22 protein-coding genes are annotated in these 18,349 nt (G+C 35.2%); all 22 read left to right on the plus strand.

The window, feature by feature from the left end:
• Positions 1-23: 23 nt before the first annotated feature.
• A complete protein-coding gene (locus ACWA2B_RS10845) occupies positions 24-281 on the plus strand; it encodes a hypothetical protein (RefSeq protein WP_449292163.1) in 258 nt (85 codons plus the stop codon).
• A 184-nt stretch (positions 282-465) separates the two neighbouring features.
• Entirely contained in the window at positions 466-1,356 is an 891-nt protein-coding gene (locus ACWA2B_RS10850) for a hypothetical protein (protein WP_340981308.1), read from the plus strand.
• Positions 1,357-1,358: 2 nt separating this feature from the next.
• Entirely contained in the window at positions 1,359-3,113 is a 1,755-nt protein-coding gene (locus ACWA2B_RS10855; RefSeq protein ID WP_449292164.1) for a DNA-packaging protein, read from the plus strand.
• A gap of 33 nt (positions 3,114-3,146) precedes the next feature.
• The gene (locus tag ACWA2B_RS10860) at positions 3,147-4,697 is read left to right on the plus strand and encodes a hypothetical protein (protein WP_449292165.1); all 1,551 of its coding nucleotides are present in this window, start codon (positions 3,147-3,149) and stop codon (positions 4,695-4,697) included.
• Positions 4,698-4,711: 14 nt separating this feature from the next.
• Positions 4,712-6,235, plus strand: coding sequence for a coiled-coil domain-containing protein (locus ACWA2B_RS10865; protein WP_449292166.1), 1,524 nt, complete (start codon positions 4,712-4,714; stop codon positions 6,233-6,235).
• A gap of 15 nt (positions 6,236-6,250) precedes the next feature.
• Positions 6,251-6,757, plus strand: coding sequence for a hypothetical protein (locus ACWA2B_RS10870; RefSeq protein ID WP_449292167.1), 507 nt, complete (start codon positions 6,251-6,253; stop codon positions 6,755-6,757).
• 29 nt (positions 6,758-6,786) lie between these two features.
• On the plus strand, positions 6,787-7,896 hold the full coding sequence (locus ACWA2B_RS10875; protein WP_449292168.1) for a hypothetical protein: 1,110 nt from the start codon (positions 6,787-6,789) through the stop codon (positions 7,894-7,896).
• Between the two features lie 63 nt (positions 7,897-7,959).
• A complete protein-coding gene (locus ACWA2B_RS10880) occupies positions 7,960-8,646 on the plus strand; it encodes a hypothetical protein (RefSeq protein ID WP_449292169.1) in 687 nt (228 codons plus the stop codon).
• Positions 8,647-8,660: 14 nt separating this feature from the next.
• Positions 8,661-9,086, plus strand: coding sequence for a hypothetical protein (locus ACWA2B_RS10885; protein ID WP_449292170.1), 426 nt, complete (start codon positions 8,661-8,663; stop codon positions 9,084-9,086).
• An 85-nt stretch (positions 9,087-9,171) separates the two neighbouring features.
• Positions 9,172-10,284: a hypothetical protein gene (locus ACWA2B_RS10890; RefSeq protein WP_449292171.1), complete on the plus strand. Its 1,113-nt coding sequence runs from the start codon at positions 9,172-9,174 to the stop codon at positions 10,282-10,284.
• Between the two features lie 11 nt (positions 10,285-10,295).
• The gene (locus ACWA2B_RS10895; protein WP_449292172.1) at positions 10,296-10,805 is read left to right on the plus strand and encodes a hypothetical protein; all 510 of its coding nucleotides are present in this window, start codon (positions 10,296-10,298) and stop codon (positions 10,803-10,805) included.
• A gap of 1 nt (position 10,806) precedes the next feature.
• Entirely contained in the window at positions 10,807-11,283 is a 477-nt protein-coding gene (locus tag ACWA2B_RS10900; protein ID WP_449292173.1) for a hypothetical protein, read from the plus strand.
• Positions 11,284-11,291: 8 nt separating this feature from the next.
• A complete protein-coding gene (locus tag ACWA2B_RS10905) occupies positions 11,292-12,005 on the plus strand; it encodes a hypothetical protein (protein WP_449292174.1) in 714 nt (237 codons plus the stop codon).
• A gap of 27 nt (positions 12,006-12,032) precedes the next feature.
• Positions 12,033-12,830 (plus strand): hypothetical protein, encoded by a 798-nt coding sequence (locus tag ACWA2B_RS10910; protein WP_449292175.1) that lies wholly within the window; start codon positions 12,033-12,035, stop codon positions 12,828-12,830.
• A gap of 57 nt (positions 12,831-12,887) precedes the next feature.
• Entirely contained in the window at positions 12,888-13,673 is a 786-nt protein-coding gene (locus ACWA2B_RS10915) for a glycosyltransferase (RefSeq protein ID WP_449292176.1), read from the plus strand.
• Positions 13,636-14,640 carry a glycosyltransferase family protein gene (locus tag ACWA2B_RS10920; protein WP_449292177.1) on the plus strand — a complete coding sequence of 335 codons (1,005 nt, stop codon included), beginning with the start codon at positions 13,636-13,638 and terminating at the stop codon, positions 14,638-14,640. Before ACWA2B_RS10915 ends, ACWA2B_RS10920 begins: the two co-directional genes overlap by 38 nt.
• Positions 14,633-15,604, plus strand: coding sequence for a CgeB family protein (locus ACWA2B_RS10925; RefSeq protein ID WP_449292178.1), 972 nt, complete (start codon positions 14,633-14,635; stop codon positions 15,602-15,604). The genes ACWA2B_RS10920 and ACWA2B_RS10925 overlap by 8 nt, the downstream gene beginning before the upstream one ends.
• Before the next feature lie 16 nt (positions 15,605-15,620).
• On the plus strand, positions 15,621-16,148 hold the full coding sequence (locus ACWA2B_RS10930) for a hypothetical protein (RefSeq protein WP_449292179.1): 528 nt from the start codon (positions 15,621-15,623) through the stop codon (positions 16,146-16,148).
• A complete protein-coding gene (locus tag ACWA2B_RS10935) occupies positions 16,132-16,536 on the plus strand; it encodes a hypothetical protein (RefSeq protein WP_449292180.1) in 405 nt (134 codons plus the stop codon). Before ACWA2B_RS10930 ends, ACWA2B_RS10935 begins: the two co-directional genes overlap by 17 nt.
• Positions 16,537-16,645: 109 nt before the next feature.
• Entirely contained in the window at positions 16,646-17,692 is a 1,047-nt protein-coding gene (locus tag ACWA2B_RS10940) for a tyrosine-type recombinase/integrase (protein WP_449292181.1), read from the plus strand.
• The gene (locus ACWA2B_RS10945; RefSeq protein WP_449292182.1) at positions 17,682-17,855 is read left to right on the plus strand and encodes a hypothetical protein; all 174 of its coding nucleotides are present in this window, start codon (positions 17,682-17,684) and stop codon (positions 17,853-17,855) included. The genes ACWA2B_RS10940 and ACWA2B_RS10945 overlap by 11 nt, the downstream gene beginning before the upstream one ends.
• Positions 17,856-17,902: 47 nt before the next feature.
• Positions 17,903-18,325 (plus strand): hypothetical protein, encoded by a 423-nt coding sequence (locus ACWA2B_RS10950; protein WP_449292183.1) that lies wholly within the window; start codon positions 17,903-17,905, stop codon positions 18,323-18,325.
• Positions 18,326-18,349: the final 24 nt, after the last annotated feature.

Consider the following 18,349-nt stretch of genomic DNA (forward strand, 5'->3'; position numbering starts at 1 on the left):
CATACATATTATTGGAGGAAAAAATGTACGCATACTTAGATAAATATCAAATTTTGCATGTAGTTAATGAGCAAGAGCTAGCAGAAGAGTACGCTCTAAACAAGAAAATTGTTGAAGTAGATATTGAAGAAGAACACGGATACCCAGTGATCAATAAACAATCCGTAGTATATTATGCCGAAGATGGAGCAGCATTTATTTATGGTAATCGAACTGACAAAAGAGCAAAACAAATTGTCACTCCTGAGGAAATTACGAAGATTGTTAATAAATTGAAATAACCAAGAGTCCGAAGAATACATAAATCGAATGCCTGAGTCCTATCAGGCTTTTTCTTATTTGTTCTTCATCATGGGGAGGCTCTGTAAAAGGAACCTTTAAACAGGCCGACTCCCTCCTACCCCATGATTTTTTATTATCAAATGGGAATTTTATTAGGTTCTTTTAAGTAAAGAAGGTGAAATATTGGCCGATAAATCGGATAGATTGAAGAAAGTATGTTTGAAATGCAATAAATCTCAAACAGTAGATAAATACTATAAATCAGAATCAGACGAATATGCGGACAAGTTATACCCCGTTTGCAAAAACTGTGTAGTAACTAGTGTTAACACAGAAAATATAGGCGAAGTTCAAGACCAACTTATGAAACTAAATCGTCCATTTGTCTATAATTTATGGGAATCCTCAAAAGAGGAAGCTGTAAGACGTAAAATGACTATTTTTGGAGTGTATATGAAGAATGTGCAACTTGCTCACAATAGACATTTAACTTGGAAAGACTCTATTTTTGAAGATGATATGGATATTGAGAATTACCAAGACGATGAAAATAAAAAATATAAGTTTGATTTTGAAATCACCCCAGAAATAATTTTGCGGTGGGGTTCAAACTATGAAGCAGAAGACTTTATCAAATTAGAAGACTTTTATCAAAAAATGAAAACTTCCAATAAAATAGAAACACCTAGTGACGAAACATATCTTAAAAAACTATCTGTTATCTCTTTGAAGATGGATAAGGAATTAGAGGCTGGTAGATATGGACAAGTCAAACAGCTTGGAGATTTATTTTCAAAATACATGGCAGACAGCAAGTTTCGTGCATCCGACAAAACGGAAGCAGATAAGACAGGTGGAATCAGAAACTTCAGTACTATCTATGCGGAGGTAGAAAAGGACGGGCACATTCCTCCTTGGGAGCATTATCGTAAAATCAAGGGAATTGATCAAGATATGGTTGACAAAACGATTATGCATATAGAAAATTTCACTTTAAGACTAAATAAGATAGATCGAATGTCTGAGCCTCCATCTGACACTCCTAAGATACATTCTGAGGATGTGATGGAGTAAACATGGCTTCACATAAAAACTACAGTCAACGAGACAGAAAACACCTAGACGCAGATGCGTTCAAATCACCAGAAAACTTTGAAACGAATAACGTCAATGAATTAATGTTGAAGAGTTTTGACGACATGAAAGATAAATGGAGAGAGTATTGCAGTTATTTTAGACAATACCCCGATCACTTTTTAGACTTCACCTCTTCTCCCGATTCAAAAATCCAATTATATTTTTATCAAAGAATTTATTTGCGAATAATGTTACGTTACAGAAAAGTATATCTCACGGCTACTCGTGGGACTTCGAAAAGCTATCTTCAAAATTTAGCTTATATCTTAAAATGTATTTTTTATCCGAAAACCAGATTGTTCATTTGCGCCCCCGGTAAAGAACAAGCCACAAAAATCGTTTCTGAAAAACTCGATGAAATTTTTGATCACTACCCAATGCTTAAAAGTGAAGTAAAAGACATTAGTTTGCAAAAAGATTATATTAGAGTAATTTTTCATAATGGGTCAAGATACGATGTTGTTCAAATGTCAGATGCAACTCGTGGCGGACGAAGATTTGGTGGAGCAATAGAAGAAATTGCTGACAAAAAGTTTAATGGAGATGTTCTTAACAGCGTCATTATCCCTCTAATGGCTAACAACAGAACATCTATGAGTGGGTCTATAGATCCAAATGAATTACATAAATCTGAGATATACATTACAACCGCAGGAACTCAACAGCAATTTGCTTTTGAGAAACTAAGAGAAGTTTACAATGAAATGATGGACGGAAAGTCCGCCTTTTGTATTGGAAATTCTTATGAACTTCCTTGCCTTTACGAACAATTAGACATTGATTTTGTTGAGGCACTCAAAGACTCTCCTACATATTCAATTATGGATTTTATGCGGGAGTACGAGTCCCTTTGGACAGGGAGTTCATCTGATAGTTTGGTATCTGATGAAAAACTAAATAAGACGAGAATCGTAGGCGTAGCCGAATGGGAACATTGCGGAAGTGAAAATATTGAATATGTCCTTGCGTACGATGTCAGTCGTAATGAGGGTGATGAAAATGCCCTGTCATGTCTTGTAGTTTACAAGATTACGCCCAAAAGCAATGGTAACTACATTAAAGAAGTGGTTAATATCTTCTCAATGGAAGGACAACATAGCCAATTACAGGCAAAGTTTTTAAAGCAGAAAGTGAACGAATTTAAAGCAAGTATACTTGTGATCGACGCCAATGGTTTAGGCGTTTCTGTGGTTGATAATCTTGTGCTTGACTTAGACGATGGTAACCCCCCGTACTCAGTAGTCAACGACGATAGATACGATAAATACCAAGCGGAAAATAGCATACCTATGGTGTTTGCGTTGAAATCCCAAAATAAAGAAACACGAGAAAGCGATATGATAAATCATTTCATGCAAACATTCGCCAAAATGGATGTTGGATTGTTAAAATCTCCGCACGAAGGTATTAAAGATTTAGAAAAGAAGACGAAACACAAGATCAAAGACAGCGATGAGATTTCAAGATTGCAAATTCCTTATGTGTTAACAGATATACTTTGCGAAGAGATAATGAATCTTAAATATAAGCAGAGTGGAAATGACACTAAAGTTGAACGCGTTTCTTCTAGGATTAAAAAAGATAAATTTTCCGCTTTAATGTATGGATTATTTTGGATACATTTAAAGGAGCAAAATAACAAAATCCAACCAGCTTTTGTAAGCAACGTCCTTGATTATCTATACATATCTTAGGATTATCATTACCCATAAGAAAGGATGTGAAAAATGACCAGAAAAAGAAATACAGTTACATCCAAAGACGGAGAATCATCTCCTCCTCTCTCTACTGCAAACGATGAATATGCGCTACAATTCGCAAAAGCTCTCTCTAGTAGTTATCAGAGCGGTTCATTATTTAGTCCTCTGTGGCAAAATGAATTGTTAAAATCGCTAAACATGTCCCCTACTACATTTGACCGAAAAAAGATTGAAGAAATGATTAAAAACCCAAAAGCAAATGAAGATGCCTTGAAGGATTTAAGTCAGTATCTTTTTAATGTAGTAATGCAGTTTAATCGATTGGTTAACTACTATTCTACTATACCTACCTTTGACTCATTTATAGTTGCAACTAATGCCGATGAAGAAGATATGAAATCTACAGCTTTTAGAAAATCCAGACGCAAAGCCGTAGATATCGTAGAAAAACTATCGCCCAAGTCTACCTTTCCAAATATTTTAAAGGGTGTCATCTTGGAAGATGCCAAATTCTATTATGTTCGAGAATATGGCGATTCAGTAACTTTGCAAGAGATGCCTGCAAAATACTGTAAGATCATCAATAAAACCGAATACGGATATCAATATGCTTTTAATATGTATTACTTTTTACAATCAGGTGTGAATATAAACGATTTCGCTCCTGAATTTAGTGAATATTACAGTGACTTTGTCAATGCTAAGAGCAGCACGGATCGTTATTTTTATTGGCAGCCTCTAGATCCCATAAAAGCTCCAGTGTTTAAATTTGATGAAACAAGAGCTGGACTTACTCCTCCTTTAATGGGGCTATTTCTTGATAGCGCTGAAATTGCACACTATAAGAGCTTACTGAAAACAAAAACCGAACTTGAGACTTGGAAGATTATAGTTGGTCAAATACCAATGAAGAGCGACACCAAAGGTGCTTCCGTAGCGAATAATTTTGCAATTGATCCGAATGTTGCAGGTCAGTATACTGCCATCCTTCAAGCTGGTGTACCCAATGGGGTAAAAGTTGCAACAACTCCATTTGAACTAAAAACTGTAGATTTTAATCAATCACAAACACAAAACAATATTGTTGGCTATAGCCAAGAGAATTTTTATCAAGCTGCGGGGTCTAGTCCTGTATTATTTGGCGAGGGAGCATTAAATGCTTCTGGTTTACAGGCATCCATTAAAGTGGATGAAGGCTACGTGATACATATGTATCGCCAGTTTGAGCGTTTTATTAATTGCTATCTAAAAAGTAAAACAGGAAAGTATCGTCATAAAGTTGTTTTTCCAAATATCACAGTATTCAATTGGAACGAAAAGCTGGAGGCGTATCTTAAAGCTGCGCAATTTGGATACTCTAAAACATTAGTATCAGTTGCAATGGGAATCAATCCTGAAGACATGCAAAATTTACTCGCTTATGAAAACAGTATCGATCTTGTTGAAAAGTATCTCGTTCCCCTTTCCAGTGCTCATGTTCAAAATGGTAATAAGGATGGCGGTCGTCCAAAAGTGTCTGACAGTAATATTAGTGACGATGGAGCAAAGACAAGGGATTTAGATTTGAATAATCGTTAGATTCTTTTGAGGAGGTGATAATTATAAAAAACAAGGATAAAAAAGTTACTCTATTCGTCGAAAACTATGAAATTGAACCTCTTAACGATTCTAGATTTTCAAGATTAAGAATGTGGATATCTCATGATGGCATAAACAACAACAAAAGTAATATCGATTTTGATGTGTTAAAGAGCGCAGAATCGTCAGTTATCAATATTCCTATATTAGCTCATATTGAAGGCAATGATTTTGGTGAGCACGAAATGGAGTACGACAAAGACGAAGATAAAATTACATATATTGAAAAGCCAATCGGGGTAATTTCTGCGGTTAATAACAACTATCATTATGAAGAAATCGATGAGAGAAATTATGCTGTTGTAGATGGGTACATATGGAATGTTTACGCACAAGATGAGATGACTATCATCAGCAACCAAGATGAAACTAAGCTGTCAATCGAAATTGTAATAGATGAGTCTGAGTACGACAAAGAGACAAAAATATTGAACATCAAATCATTTAGATATACTGGTGTTACTCTATTAGGGAACAAATACGGAACTGGTATGATTGATGCTCATGCAAAAATTGAGCATTTTTCTTTAGATGATGATTTCAACAAAAAAATGAAAGAATTAAATTCGTTTCTGCATTATTTTAAAAACGGTAATACACAAACAAATGACAGCAAGGAGGATAATGTTCAATTGAGTAAAAATAAAAAAGAAATCGCAGCTCTTTTTAAATTGACTACTAATCAATTATACGAAGAGATTGATAACACCCTTAGTAAAAAAACATACATAGGAACTAATTGGTATGGTGATTCAGTGGAAAGATGCTCTTATTATCTTAGCGACTTTGATGAAAATTACATCTATCTATGCGATGTCCAAGATGGATACAAGTATAAGAAAGCATCTTACAGTATGCAAGGGGATAACGTTGTAATTGATTTCGACACTCTGACAAGAATCAAATATTCCCCTGTTGATTGGGTAGATGGCGAAGAAACTGATGACGAGATCAACACCTTTAAATCCACTATTGATTTAATTAACAGCGAAGCAACAGAAGTATTGAACAAAGAAAAAACTGAGAAAGAAACTGTGGTGGCAGAGTTTACTGAAAAAATCGAGGGTAAAGATGAAGCCATTCTTTCTTTGAATCAAAAATTAACTGAAATTCAAGAGAAATTCACTGAAGTAGAATCTCAAATTACATCTAAAGATGAGAAAATCAATGAACTTCAAGAAGAAATTTCAAAGTTTAAAGAAGCAGAAGATACAGAAAAAATCGATGAACTATTTAACTCTTACCCTACTCTACTAACAGAAGACGAAAAGGTTAAGTTTACAGAGAATCGCTCAACTTTTGCTACTTTTGCTGAATTTGAAAAGGAAGTCAAATCTTACGTATGTGATCGTATTATCGAAACTACAAAATCGAAGAATTTTAATTTTATTTCAATGGGACTTCCAGATGACAGTGAACAAAATAAAGAAACACCTAAAACAGTTTGGGATAGACTTTCTCAACAAAACAATCAATAGGAGGAAATATATTTAATGAGTACAATTGTAAATCTTAATCTGATGGCTGGTACAAAAGTAGACAGCTTTATTCAGTCTGTTCAACTGCCAGTAGCGGTTGATAACGGTAGTTTTGTGGTTCTTAAGGGAGTATTGGCTGGCAATCCAGAAGTTCGTATTGCTGCAACTCCAACCGATGTAGCAGCTCAAGAAGTGTTGTTGGTTGCAAGTCCAGAAATTCCAGAGGTTAACGGATTTCGAATTGATGTAAGTGACCCCGCTCTATTCACTAATAAAGCTAATACCCCTGCTCGTGCATTTCGTCTTAAAAATGGTGACACATTCACTATTACAGATGACGGTATCGATGGCACAACAGTTGTTGATCAATACGTTATTCCACAGGATGGTAAATATAAAGGCATTGCTAGCGCAACCCTTGGAACAACCAAAGTGGCGCTGTTGGTTCTTGAAAAAACAACTATTTCTGTTGGTCGCTCTCGTGTGCCAGCAACTAAACTACAAGTAATTAAAGAAGCCTAATACATAATAATTGGAGGAACTAATTTAGCATGAAAAACTATAGCAATCTTAAGTTTTTTAATATGTCCCAAACAGAAAAAGATGTTGTACAAGCTGGTGTAGAAGCTTGGTACCACTATTGTTATCAAAACCGTAACAAAGATGGTCGTTTTAATAAGTATGCTCAATATGCGAATGATGGCGTAACCCTTGATGCAAAACAAGAACTATTCACCAAAGGCTTGAAAAAAGAAGCTTACCGTCTAGCAGGCATTCCGTCTGATACTAATTTTACTGAAGGTATGATTGCATCTAATCCGAATGTTCAATGGGCTACTTTTGCCTTGGTTTCTCAAACATTGGATATTGTAATTCCTGAAACTGTTCTTGATAGTTTCTACCAATTTGCTGAAGTTAAAAACGTAAACTGGGGCGATCAACTGCTATTTCATGTAGACAGTCCTGACCTGTTTGTCGTTAGCACCAAAGCTAATGGTCAACGAGGCAATCAACGGCAACGTCTGTTTGGAAAAGACGTTACACTTACTCCTCAACGCCGTACTGTAGAAATTTATGAAGAACTGTATCGTGTGCTTGCAGGAAAAACAAATTGGGGCGCATGGGTTGCACGTGTAGCTCAAGCAATTGAAACTGATATCACTACTCGCATTTACTCTTCGATTTATGACTCTTTTACTACTCTGGGTGCTAAATATAAAGAAAATGCTGCCTTTACTTCTACAGCTTTTAACAATCTGGTTCAACGTGTTTCTGCTGCAAACAATACGGACAAGAGTGTGGTATTCGGCACTAAAACTGCACTTGCTCGTATCTTGCCAGAGAATCAGTACCTTCAATTTGGTCTTGGACAAGAATTTAATAAGACCGGACATCTGGGTAACTTCCAAGGCACTGAGCTTTTTGAAATTGGTCAACGTTTAAAGCCGAATAGCGATGAGTTTGCTATCGATGGTGACTTCGCTGTTGTACTCTCTTCTGGCTCTGATAAGCTGGTCAAAATTGGTTTTGAGGGTAACACAATTATTACTCAATCTAAACCTGAAGATAATGCAGATCAAACAATGGGATATTCTGTATCACAGAATTATGATGTGCAGTTGATTACAGCAGCAGCTTATGGATTGTATAAATTCTCTTAAATCCATTGGTCGGTAAGTACATTCTTATCGACCTTTTTTATTAAATAATAGGGAGGCATATAGATGGCAGCACCAAAGAAAATGGAGATAGCTAATACTGAAAATACAAACAATGAACCTACTCAAAAAACAGTAAGAGAAATCGCATTAGAAGATCAAGTTGCTAAACTCACTTCTTTAGTTGAAGACTTACTGGAGAAAAATAAAAAAATTGAAACTTCTCATGAGGAAATCAAAACAGAAACTAAAAAAGTAAACTCTCTGTTCGAATCTGTTGAAGATAAATTAGATATTGATCCCCGTGAATACATTAGAGTTATTTCTTTAACCAATGGTGGGTTAAATCTAACAGGCACTACATCTACTATTAGATTCAATGATTTTGGCAGCTCTAAGACGATTACCTTTGAAGATGTACGGGCAATTGTAGACAACCATACTAAGTTCGCTCATGAAGGAGCATTTCTCATCCAAAGCGAGAAAGCAGTAAAAGCTCTGTACCTAGAAGATGTATATCAAAATTTTATTAGTCGTGAAGCAATCGACAATATTATTTCCTTGGACATCAACGAAATCACCGATACTTTAAATTCTGTCTCCCCCACTCTACGTGAGAACATAGTGGAGCGAATTGTAGTTGGTATTGCAAGCAACGATAGAAAATTTCAGGATAGATATAAAATTGATGCAATTGGTAAGCTAGTAAATCAGGACTTGTATGAGTTAGCAAAAGTTAAAAATAACGTTTAAGGGGATTGGTTTTTATGACCCCATATTCAAAAGTCTTCGAGAGATTTCAAGGAAAAATACAGGATTATACAATTGATGAAATGTTCCTAAACTCGATTGACGATTATGAAAATTTTCTTACGGGATTTCTTAAATCAGGCTTGGTTAAGTTCAGCTACTGTAAAAATGATCTCTTTGACAGAGATGAGGAAAACAGAAGCTTTACTGCTGATTTAACGGAGTTAGAACAAGAAATACTGTCACAGTTAATGCTTAGCGAATGGCTTGAAAAAGAGGTAAATAATATTCTTGACATGAGATTGGCGATTTCTTCATCGGATTGGAAAAGGTATAGCGAATCTCAGAACTTTAAAGAAAAAGCTGTATTACGTGATAAAGCTATTGAACGCGCTGATGCACTAATGATGCAATACTATTTGAAAAATATGAGCGTGAATTAGTATGAGTTACAAGGCGTACAAGTCATATCTTTCTAACTGTAAAACAACTGCTAGAGACAGAAACATTGTCCACACAAAGCAAGTTATGAATTCAACTTTTTCACAATCTCCCAGCTATTATCAAGTGAGTATCAACGGAGATTTCAACCAAGAAGTTTGGATAACTGATGACGGAGATGTACGAGAACAGAAGAATATTGTCGCAATGAATTATCCGTTAAAAATGGGTGATTTGGTTGTATGGAAAGATAAAACTTGGTTATGTAATCATGTTGATGACATGGATATATATCATCGTGGCGTGATCCTAATTTGTTACTCAACTCTTAAATGGTTAGACGATAATGGAGAAATTCAAGAAACTCCATTCTCTTTCAAATCGGATACATCGTCTAATTTTGGCATCCAAGAAGGAAGAATCCTGATGATGCCTAATGAAAGACGACAAATAACAGTCCAAAAAAATGATCAGACCGAGAAAATAAAGAAAAATAGGCGTTTTATTATTGATGGTCGTGCTTGGAAAACTGTGGGTATCAATCGGTTAATCGATGGATTAATAAACTTGACTCTTGAAGAGCAAGATGTAATTCCTGCCGATAATTTAGATCTAAATATTGCAGATTATATGGGCAATATCGCTGACTACCAACTAAAGGTTTTGAATGTTAAGGATATTGTGGCAATAGAAGAAAATCAAACTCTTCAGTTGAACATTGAATTAACCAATAATTCAAAGGTAATAGAAGTTGATGATCAAATTACATATTCTGTGGCAGATGAAAATATCTTATCAGTCTCTCCTATTGGCTCAGTAACTCCTTTGAAAAGAGGAACAAGTAAAATAACCATTTCATTCAGAAATATTTCTCAAACTATTCAAGTTAATGTTACGTCCTCCACTACAAACAACTATACTGCCCACATTACAGGCGACGAATTCATTAAATACAATATGATCAAATCCTTCACTTGTTCGTTTAAGGACAATGGAGTTGATCGACAAGAAAAGGCTCATTTTTGGTTGACTGAGACTGATAGTTTAACACCTACCACTTTAGCCAGCATAATCGAACAAGATGGACAAGAATGTAAAATTAAAGCTAACAACAAGAAAGGCAGAGTTATTTTGCATGTCGAAAACTCTACCAGATTAGCTTATACAACAAAAGAAATTGAAATAAAATCATTACTATAAGGAGTGTATCCATGCAAGCCATCATCCGTTTTGGAGAACTTAAACTTGAGCAATTTGCTCAAGGAGCTACAAATAATTGGCTTATCTTCTCTCCCCTTCCCTACTCTATGCAGCACTCATCTGGGATTGATAACTCTGTAATTATTAGTGCTACACCTACAGTAGAAATTATTGATGCTGATCTAGACGTACCTATTAATCCACAGTTTAAATATGCTTATTCAATTGCTACAGATAATAAACTTAAATTAGCATTTTCTAAGGAAACACATGTTGATAAAGGGTCAGCACTTGAAGCGCTAAAATGCATTGCTCTTACATATGAACTTGGCAATCTACAACCTAACGGTAATTACTACAAGGTTAAGGTTCGTAATAGTCTTGGCGAGGAAATTCACCGGACTACTCCACTTACTCTAGATCAGGTAGATAAGGTCGTCGCTACATTTGATGATACAAGGGATATGAACACTAGTGGTTTTCTGGAATATGTACTGACCAGAGATTTTATTGTGAACTAACATGTCTCGTTTCAGAGAATTAGGATATCTTAGAACAAAGGTCTTAGAAAAGCTAATTAGCTCACAAGAATTATGTAAGGCTCTCTGTTACGACAATAGAAATTATTTAGATCGAGAAAGTATCGATGATCCATCATCTCTATTGTTTAATAAAATATACCCCTACAACCACGTTCCTGAACTATCCAGTGACGCTTCTTCGTATGTTACTTTTTCTTTTAAAGAATATAAACCAACAAACAATTTAGAGTTTAAGTCTGCCCTACTTCATTTTCAAGTGATAGTACATAAAGACTTAATTAGAACTGACTATGAAAACTTAAGATACGATGAAATTATTGCCGCGATAGACGAACTATTTAATGAAGAGCAAAGTTTAGGTATTGGTAAACTGGAGTTTTATCGAATGGACGAAATGTTTGTAAATACAAACTATGTTGGATACTACATACAATATAAGCTGTATGAATTTAAGTAGGTGGTTTTTTGAATGAAATGGATTTACATTTCAAATTGTTAGGTGGTTTGCCTATCGAAATTGAACAAGCTGGAACATTAACCATACCTACTCTTCAAACCATCACCGAGTTAAATATGTCTATATATAATAGCTATCTGGCTGCTATGTTAATTGATAGAGAAACAATAAAAAGCGATTGGGTTAAATCACTTTCTAACTTCGATATTTTCTTTGCTTATTGCTATCAAGACGAAATATTTAAATATCACGCCTTTGCAGCCATTGAATTATTTTTTAATGAAAAAGCTATTTTACTAGAAAGTGAAGATAATGTATTTATTGGGGTTGGTCAAGGACAGATAAACCACAACAACTTTGACACTATACAAACGGTTATTAAACTTGGGAATAACGTTGAAATACAGAATGAGCCAGAGTTCAATCCAGCAAATTCACGAGCAGCCAAAATGATAGAAGAAATGTTAAAAGAAGACGCTAAGAGACCAAAACCAAAAGAAAAAGTAGATTTGCATAGTATTGTCGCTGGTTTAGCTTGGAAAAACAATGGGTTAAGCCTTTTTGATTTATTTAAGTTAAATATTTATCAAATTTACAATGGACTGTATGTCACAAATAACATAGATAACTACCGTCACACCATCACCGCACTCTATGCAGGAACAATAGATGGTAAAAACATTAAATTGTCTGATATTCATTGGGCAAACAAAATAAAATAATAGCTTATACATAGGAGAGATTTATAAATGTCAACGCCAGATATTTGGGCAATTCGAGCAGTTGCCAAAGCTACATTTTACGACTTAAAAACGGGTAAAGCAAAAGTTCAACTTAAGAATTTAAAGACTTCTGGAATTGAGAATTCGGCAGATACTGTCTATGCCCAAGGCGGCGAAGGAAACAACAAAATTGTTGGGTTTTCTGGTAACAGAGGCGCAAAGGTTCCTTTGCAAGACGCAGTATTTACAAATGAAGTAATTGCGATGATGACGGGAAATGATATCCAAAAAGGTGTAGCACCAATTATTCAACGCGATGAAATTAAAATCGTTAATAATAAAGCTACACTTAACTATACTCCAGCGACTCCAGTTGAAGGATTGAATAGCGTATATCTCCTCTCTAAAGAAGGCGTTCACGAAGAAGAGATTGAATTTGCTGTGGGAGCCTTGAGCAAAGGGACATATTCTATCACTGGCAAAGAATTGACCTTTTTCGATGGAGAGTTCGAAGATAACACAGAAATCGTTGCATATTACAAAACTCAATCAGGTGCATCTGCGAAAACTATTACCGTCTCCTCCGATAAATTTGCCGGAACATATAGAGTTGTACTTGATGTCATTGTTCGTGCCGTTGGAGACAAACAAGATTACGCCGCTCAGATTGATATCACAAATGCCAAAATGGAAGATGGATGGAAAATTGATATGGCTGCTGATGGCGACCCTTCGGTATTTGACATTCCACTGGAAATTCTTAAACCACAAAATAGCACACAACTTTACACGATGACCATTTATGATGCAAATGAAATGATTTAAATAAAAAATTATAGCTGAGTCCTTCGGGACTTGGCTGTACCATAAAAGGAGAAAGTTTTGAATAGCCCAACAGTTACAATAGCTGCTCCCATTAGAAATAGAGCTTGGATACTCCCTTCTTATTTAAGACGTATTATTGATATCAATTATCCAAAAACTAAAATCGAACTATTATTTGTTATCAATGATTCCGAAGACATTTCGTTGGATATTTTGAATAGTTTCAAAAAAGAAAACAAACATGCCTTTAAGAGCATACGTATTGACGTTTATAATCGCAAAGCACCAGTAGATAAAAGAGATTTAAACATAAGAAATAATTTTATATATGATCACTTGAGTAAATTACGGAATTATATCATGTCAAAAATTAAAACTGATTACTTGATGTTCATCGATACAGACATCCTTGTTCAGCCTGATATTATTAATAATCTACTCAAGCATAAGCAGGATATTGTGTCGAGTTTGATTTGGAATGGGTATATCACTAGACCTGATAAACCATATCTATATCCAAACATCATGAAAAAAAACAATCATGGTTACTTTGAGCATATTGTAAATAATCAAGTCAAAAATGCGCCTTCTCTCCCCTCTTCGTCTCTTATTGAAGTTGATCTTACAGGTGCAGTAATATTGCTAAGTCGTAAAGTTTATAAATCAGCAAAATACGGATTTCATCCGCAAGGCGAGGATGCATACTTTTGTAAAATGGCTCAGGACAAAGGGTTTGAGCTTTTTTGTGATTTAAGTGTGTTTTCGAATCATATTATGAGTCCAGAATATTTAAGGGAGTTCTTAAATGAAACAAAAAATAATACTTTATCCACCCACCCTTAACTGGGATTTCCTCACGCAACGTCCTCAACAGATTGTTAAGCAATTTGCTCGAAGAGGTTGGACAGTGATTTTCTGCAATAACACTCAATCAGATAAACCACCTGAAGAAGTTGAGCCTAATTTATTTGTCTATCATAATTTCGAAGAAGTACTTAAATTAATTAAGCATAGAAGCATCAAAGTAGATATATTTTATTATACTTGGGCAAAATCGGCTCAATATGTCGAAGATATAAAAGCAAAGATTAATATTTATGATTCCGTTGATAGTTTTAGTGATTGGTATGAATATGAAGATGATGCCATTAAGAAAGCCGACATTGTGTTAACGTCTAGTCAGTTTCTGTATGACCTTAGAAGCAAAAGCAATGAAAGTACATATCTAGTCAGAAATGCTTGTCCAGAATCGTATATAAATAAACCCTCACAAATTCCTGAAGAATATAAAACATTAAATGGCCCAATCGCCCTCTTTTCAGGTGCTATTGGCTCTTGGGTAGATACTCGTCTGATTCGTAAAGTTGCAGAGAAATATACTACTGTTCTTGTGGGACAAGAGTTTGGCAAGGAGTGTCCATCAAACGTTATTAAATTGGGAACCAAGAATCATGATGACCTTTACAACTATTATGCTCATGCTGATGTATGTCTCCTTCCCTTCAATACTAAATTGGAAATCACACAAGCAGCATGTGCTATTAAAATGTTCGAACATATGGCTGCGGGTAAAATCACAGTAGCTACCAAATGGATGGAAACAGAGATTTATGATGAAGCTGTTCTAGTTGCTGATAATGACGATGAATTTTTAGCCCAAGTCGACAAAGCAATCGAACTTGGAAAAATGGACACCTATAAGGATATATGCCTTAAACACGCCAAAGAAAATACATGGGAGAAACGTTCTGAACAGATACTTAAAGCCATTAATGATTACTGTTTAAAGAGTGGTGTTATACTTGACTGAAAAATTGAAAGTGCTTTTTACAAATAATGCAGCGTTAATCAAGTATGGTATTGCGTCAGGCTTTAAAAACCTTGGATGTGACACTTATATTATGGATGGTAGGTACCAACTGTGGGATAAGTCTAAGGAAATTCAGAGTGAGTTATTCAAAGAAGTAATTGAAAATTATAAACCAGATATTGTTTTTTCAGAATGTTTCGCGAACTTTGCTGAAGATATATTTGAACACACTAAAGAAAAAGGCATTTTTCATGCTTATTGGGCAATCGAAGATACTCCTCATGACCACTGGATAGGCGATTACTGGTCAGACTATGCTGATCACATCTTTACTACCACCGCCGAATGTTTACAAAATTACTGGAGCAAAGGGAAAAAAGCAGAGTTAATGCTATTTGGGTGTAACCCCTCCTTCCACAAGACAGTTTCCACTAAGGCAAGTTATGATATTTCACTAGTGGCTAATAATTATGAACGAAGATCTAAACAAACGAAAGGCTTTATTTTGCCCTTGGTTGAACAAGGATTTGATATATCTATTTACGGTAATGATTGGTGGATGGATAGAAACCGTGAGATAAATTTGGTGAGTCATCCTCATGTATATAAGGGATATAAGGCATACGAAGAACTCCCTCTACTCTACTCTTCTTCAAAAATTATCATTGGACAAAACTTAGACGATCACTCTATCACACAAACTTCAATGAGGCCGTTTGAAGCTATAGCAATTGGTGGAGGTGTATTTATATCCCCTTGGACTAAGGCTCAAGAGTATCTATTCCATGACTTAATCTACCTTCCCAAATCGACTGACGAAATGATCCAAATGGTAAAAGAAGTTTTAGCCATGACAGACAGACAACGAAAAATCAAAGCAAATAAAGCGCAAAAATTTGTATATAAATATCACAATTATGACATTAGGGCATCACAAGTTGTTGATGCTTATTTTTGTCGTTAAAGGGAGAGTGTAATTATTGGCTAAGAAGTTAACAGCAACGGAACTCAATAAGTTAAAGACTAGTCTAAATAAAAAGAAAAATGAGTACATCAAAACTAATGATGGAGAAGAATACGAAGTTGCTGTAAGCGTTGAATTTCGCGACTCTCTAATCGAGAACGTTGCTATGTCTTATATTGGATACCTTCAAGAGTTACGCGAAACATCGAGAAATGATGAATTAGACAATGAATTGATTAAAGGAACATTGAAGATAGTTCCTGTTCTAGCTTTTCGAGAATTCACTAATATTCCTGTTCCAAAAAAGGCAACACTGAAGGATATTATTGGATTATCTGAATTGCTTGCAGATAAAGGTATTACGGATGCATTAGTGAGTAAATTCCCTGAAGGCGAATATCAAAAGATTGTCAACAAGATTGAGTTGGCTGCAAAAAGTGCTAAATCAGTTGTAGGAGAAATTATGTTAGCCAATGCTTTAAATCAGGATGGTGATAAAAGTGGACTTCAACAATCTGACGGATCTGATGAAACAACTGGATGAACAAATTGCTGAGACATTAAAGGTTGATGTAGGCATAACAGTTCGAGAGACAATGAAAGAGAAGATCAAAGAAGAAGTGTATGCAGTTTACCCTCACCCTTCTGTCTATCAGCGCCAAAAAGAGCACGGTGGATTGATTGATGACGAAAATATTGAAGTAAAGATGATTGGCAAGGATACTGTTTCTATTGAAAGTGTCCGAATGGATGATGGTAGAAATGTAAGTGAAATTGTTGAGACAGGCGAAGGATATCAATATTCGTTCCCCTACGCTGGTAGCGCACGACCATTTACTGAAGCAACTAGAGAAGAATTAGAGAATAATGGTGCTATCGAAGCTACCATGTATAAAGGATTACGTAGACGAGGATTAGATGTACAGAAATGAAGTAAAAGAGCTATTTTATAAAAACATAGGGAGTGTGTTTATATGACTGCAAAATACCGTGATGAGTTCACTTAAATGCTCATTAATAATACATAAGGATTTGATGTGAATGGCAAGAAAAACATTTTTCAAAGTAATAACAAGTGAAGAATTAACAAAGCAGTTTAATCCTCAGAATGTCAAAATGATCAACCGTTTCATAAAAGAAAAAAATATGAAATGTTCAGATGGAACGATTAAAGGATATAAAAGTGATTTGAATATATTTTTCACTTGGAATCTTCTTGAGAATGATAATAAGTTCTTTGTAGATATTAAAAAGATTGAGTTTTCCGATTTCTTTAGTTATGCAATTGAAGAACTTAAATGGAGTCCTAAGCGTTTCGGTAGAATGAAATCTTGTTTAAGTAGTTTTTCTAATTTTATTGAGAACTTTTTTGATGATGAATATCCTAATTTCCGCAATGTTATTCTTAAGTCGATTGACAACCTCAAAAACAACCCTGTTCGGGAGAAAACTATTTTACTCGAAGATCAAGTCGATGCCCTTCTCAAGCACTTGAGTGAAGACTTAAGTAAGCCTCAAGAAGCATGTCTTCTCGCTTTAGCTGCAAATAGTGGTGCAAGAGTCTCTGAACTGTTGAGGTTTACAACTTCGATAATCGATGAGAACAACACCGCCTTTGACGGTCTATTCTTAGAAACGACTAAAGAAATTAAGACTAAAGGTTTCGGTAAGCAAGGAAAACTTCTATACAAATACATATTTAAAGAAAAGTTTTGGCCTTATTACCAAGCTTGGCTCGTTGAACGAGAAAAGATTATGCAGAAAAACAATAAAGAACATGACTTCCTGTTTATCAAATCAGATGGTGAGCCAGCAGAGGTCGGTACAGTTAGAAGTTGGAGCACCAAGTGGGAAAAGTTTTTGGAGACCCCTTTCTATTTTCATTCTCTTCGACACTACCTTGTTACTAATCTAACTCGTATAGGACTTGAGTCAGATTTTATTATTGAACTTATGGGTTGGACGAGTGCCGACATGTATCGCATCTACAACGATTTAACAGCTAAAGATCGCAAGTGGAAAAGTTTGGGTAAGTTAAAAAGCCATATTGGCAAAGACGATGAAGGAGAAGTTGAACATGAAAGCTAAAATCAACGGTTTTGAAGTTGAGGGTACATCCGAAGAAATTGCAAAATTTTATTTTCTCATTCAAAAGAAAACATTCTCAACTCAGAAACAATACCCTGATAATCCCCTTCTTTTCAATAAAGAACGTTGGCAAGAACCCCACATCACATGTTGGACTAAGTAAAACTATCCTTTTATCGTGTCACATATCTTAATTTAAAGGGAGTTAAAATGAAATTATACAAATTTGAACTTGAGGACTTCATTACATATCTTAGTAAGCTAAAAACAGATCGAACTGACACCAGACATAGAGTTAAATTTCAAGATCTCCTCTCCACTCATTATGCAGAATTCATACGTGATGCTAATGATATTAATCTTGATTACGTAGTTAAAGATGGTGAAGGAAATCCTATCTCAGAAAACGGAAAATATACCTTTGAGAAAGATCAAGAAAGGCTCAAAGAACTCAACAAACTATATAGTGAACAAATTGTAATTGATGAAACAGAAGAACGAAAAGCAATGTTTCTATCCATTAAAGAATCGGTGATAAACCGTGGCCCCACTGAATTTACTGGAATTGAAGGGAATCAGTACGTTCGTTTCTGTGAAATTGTAGAACAAATTGAATATAAAGATGAACAGTAAGAAGAGATATTAAGTCTCTTCTTT

The sequence above is a fragment of the Paenibacillus sp. CMM36 genome, from assembly GCF_053570945.1.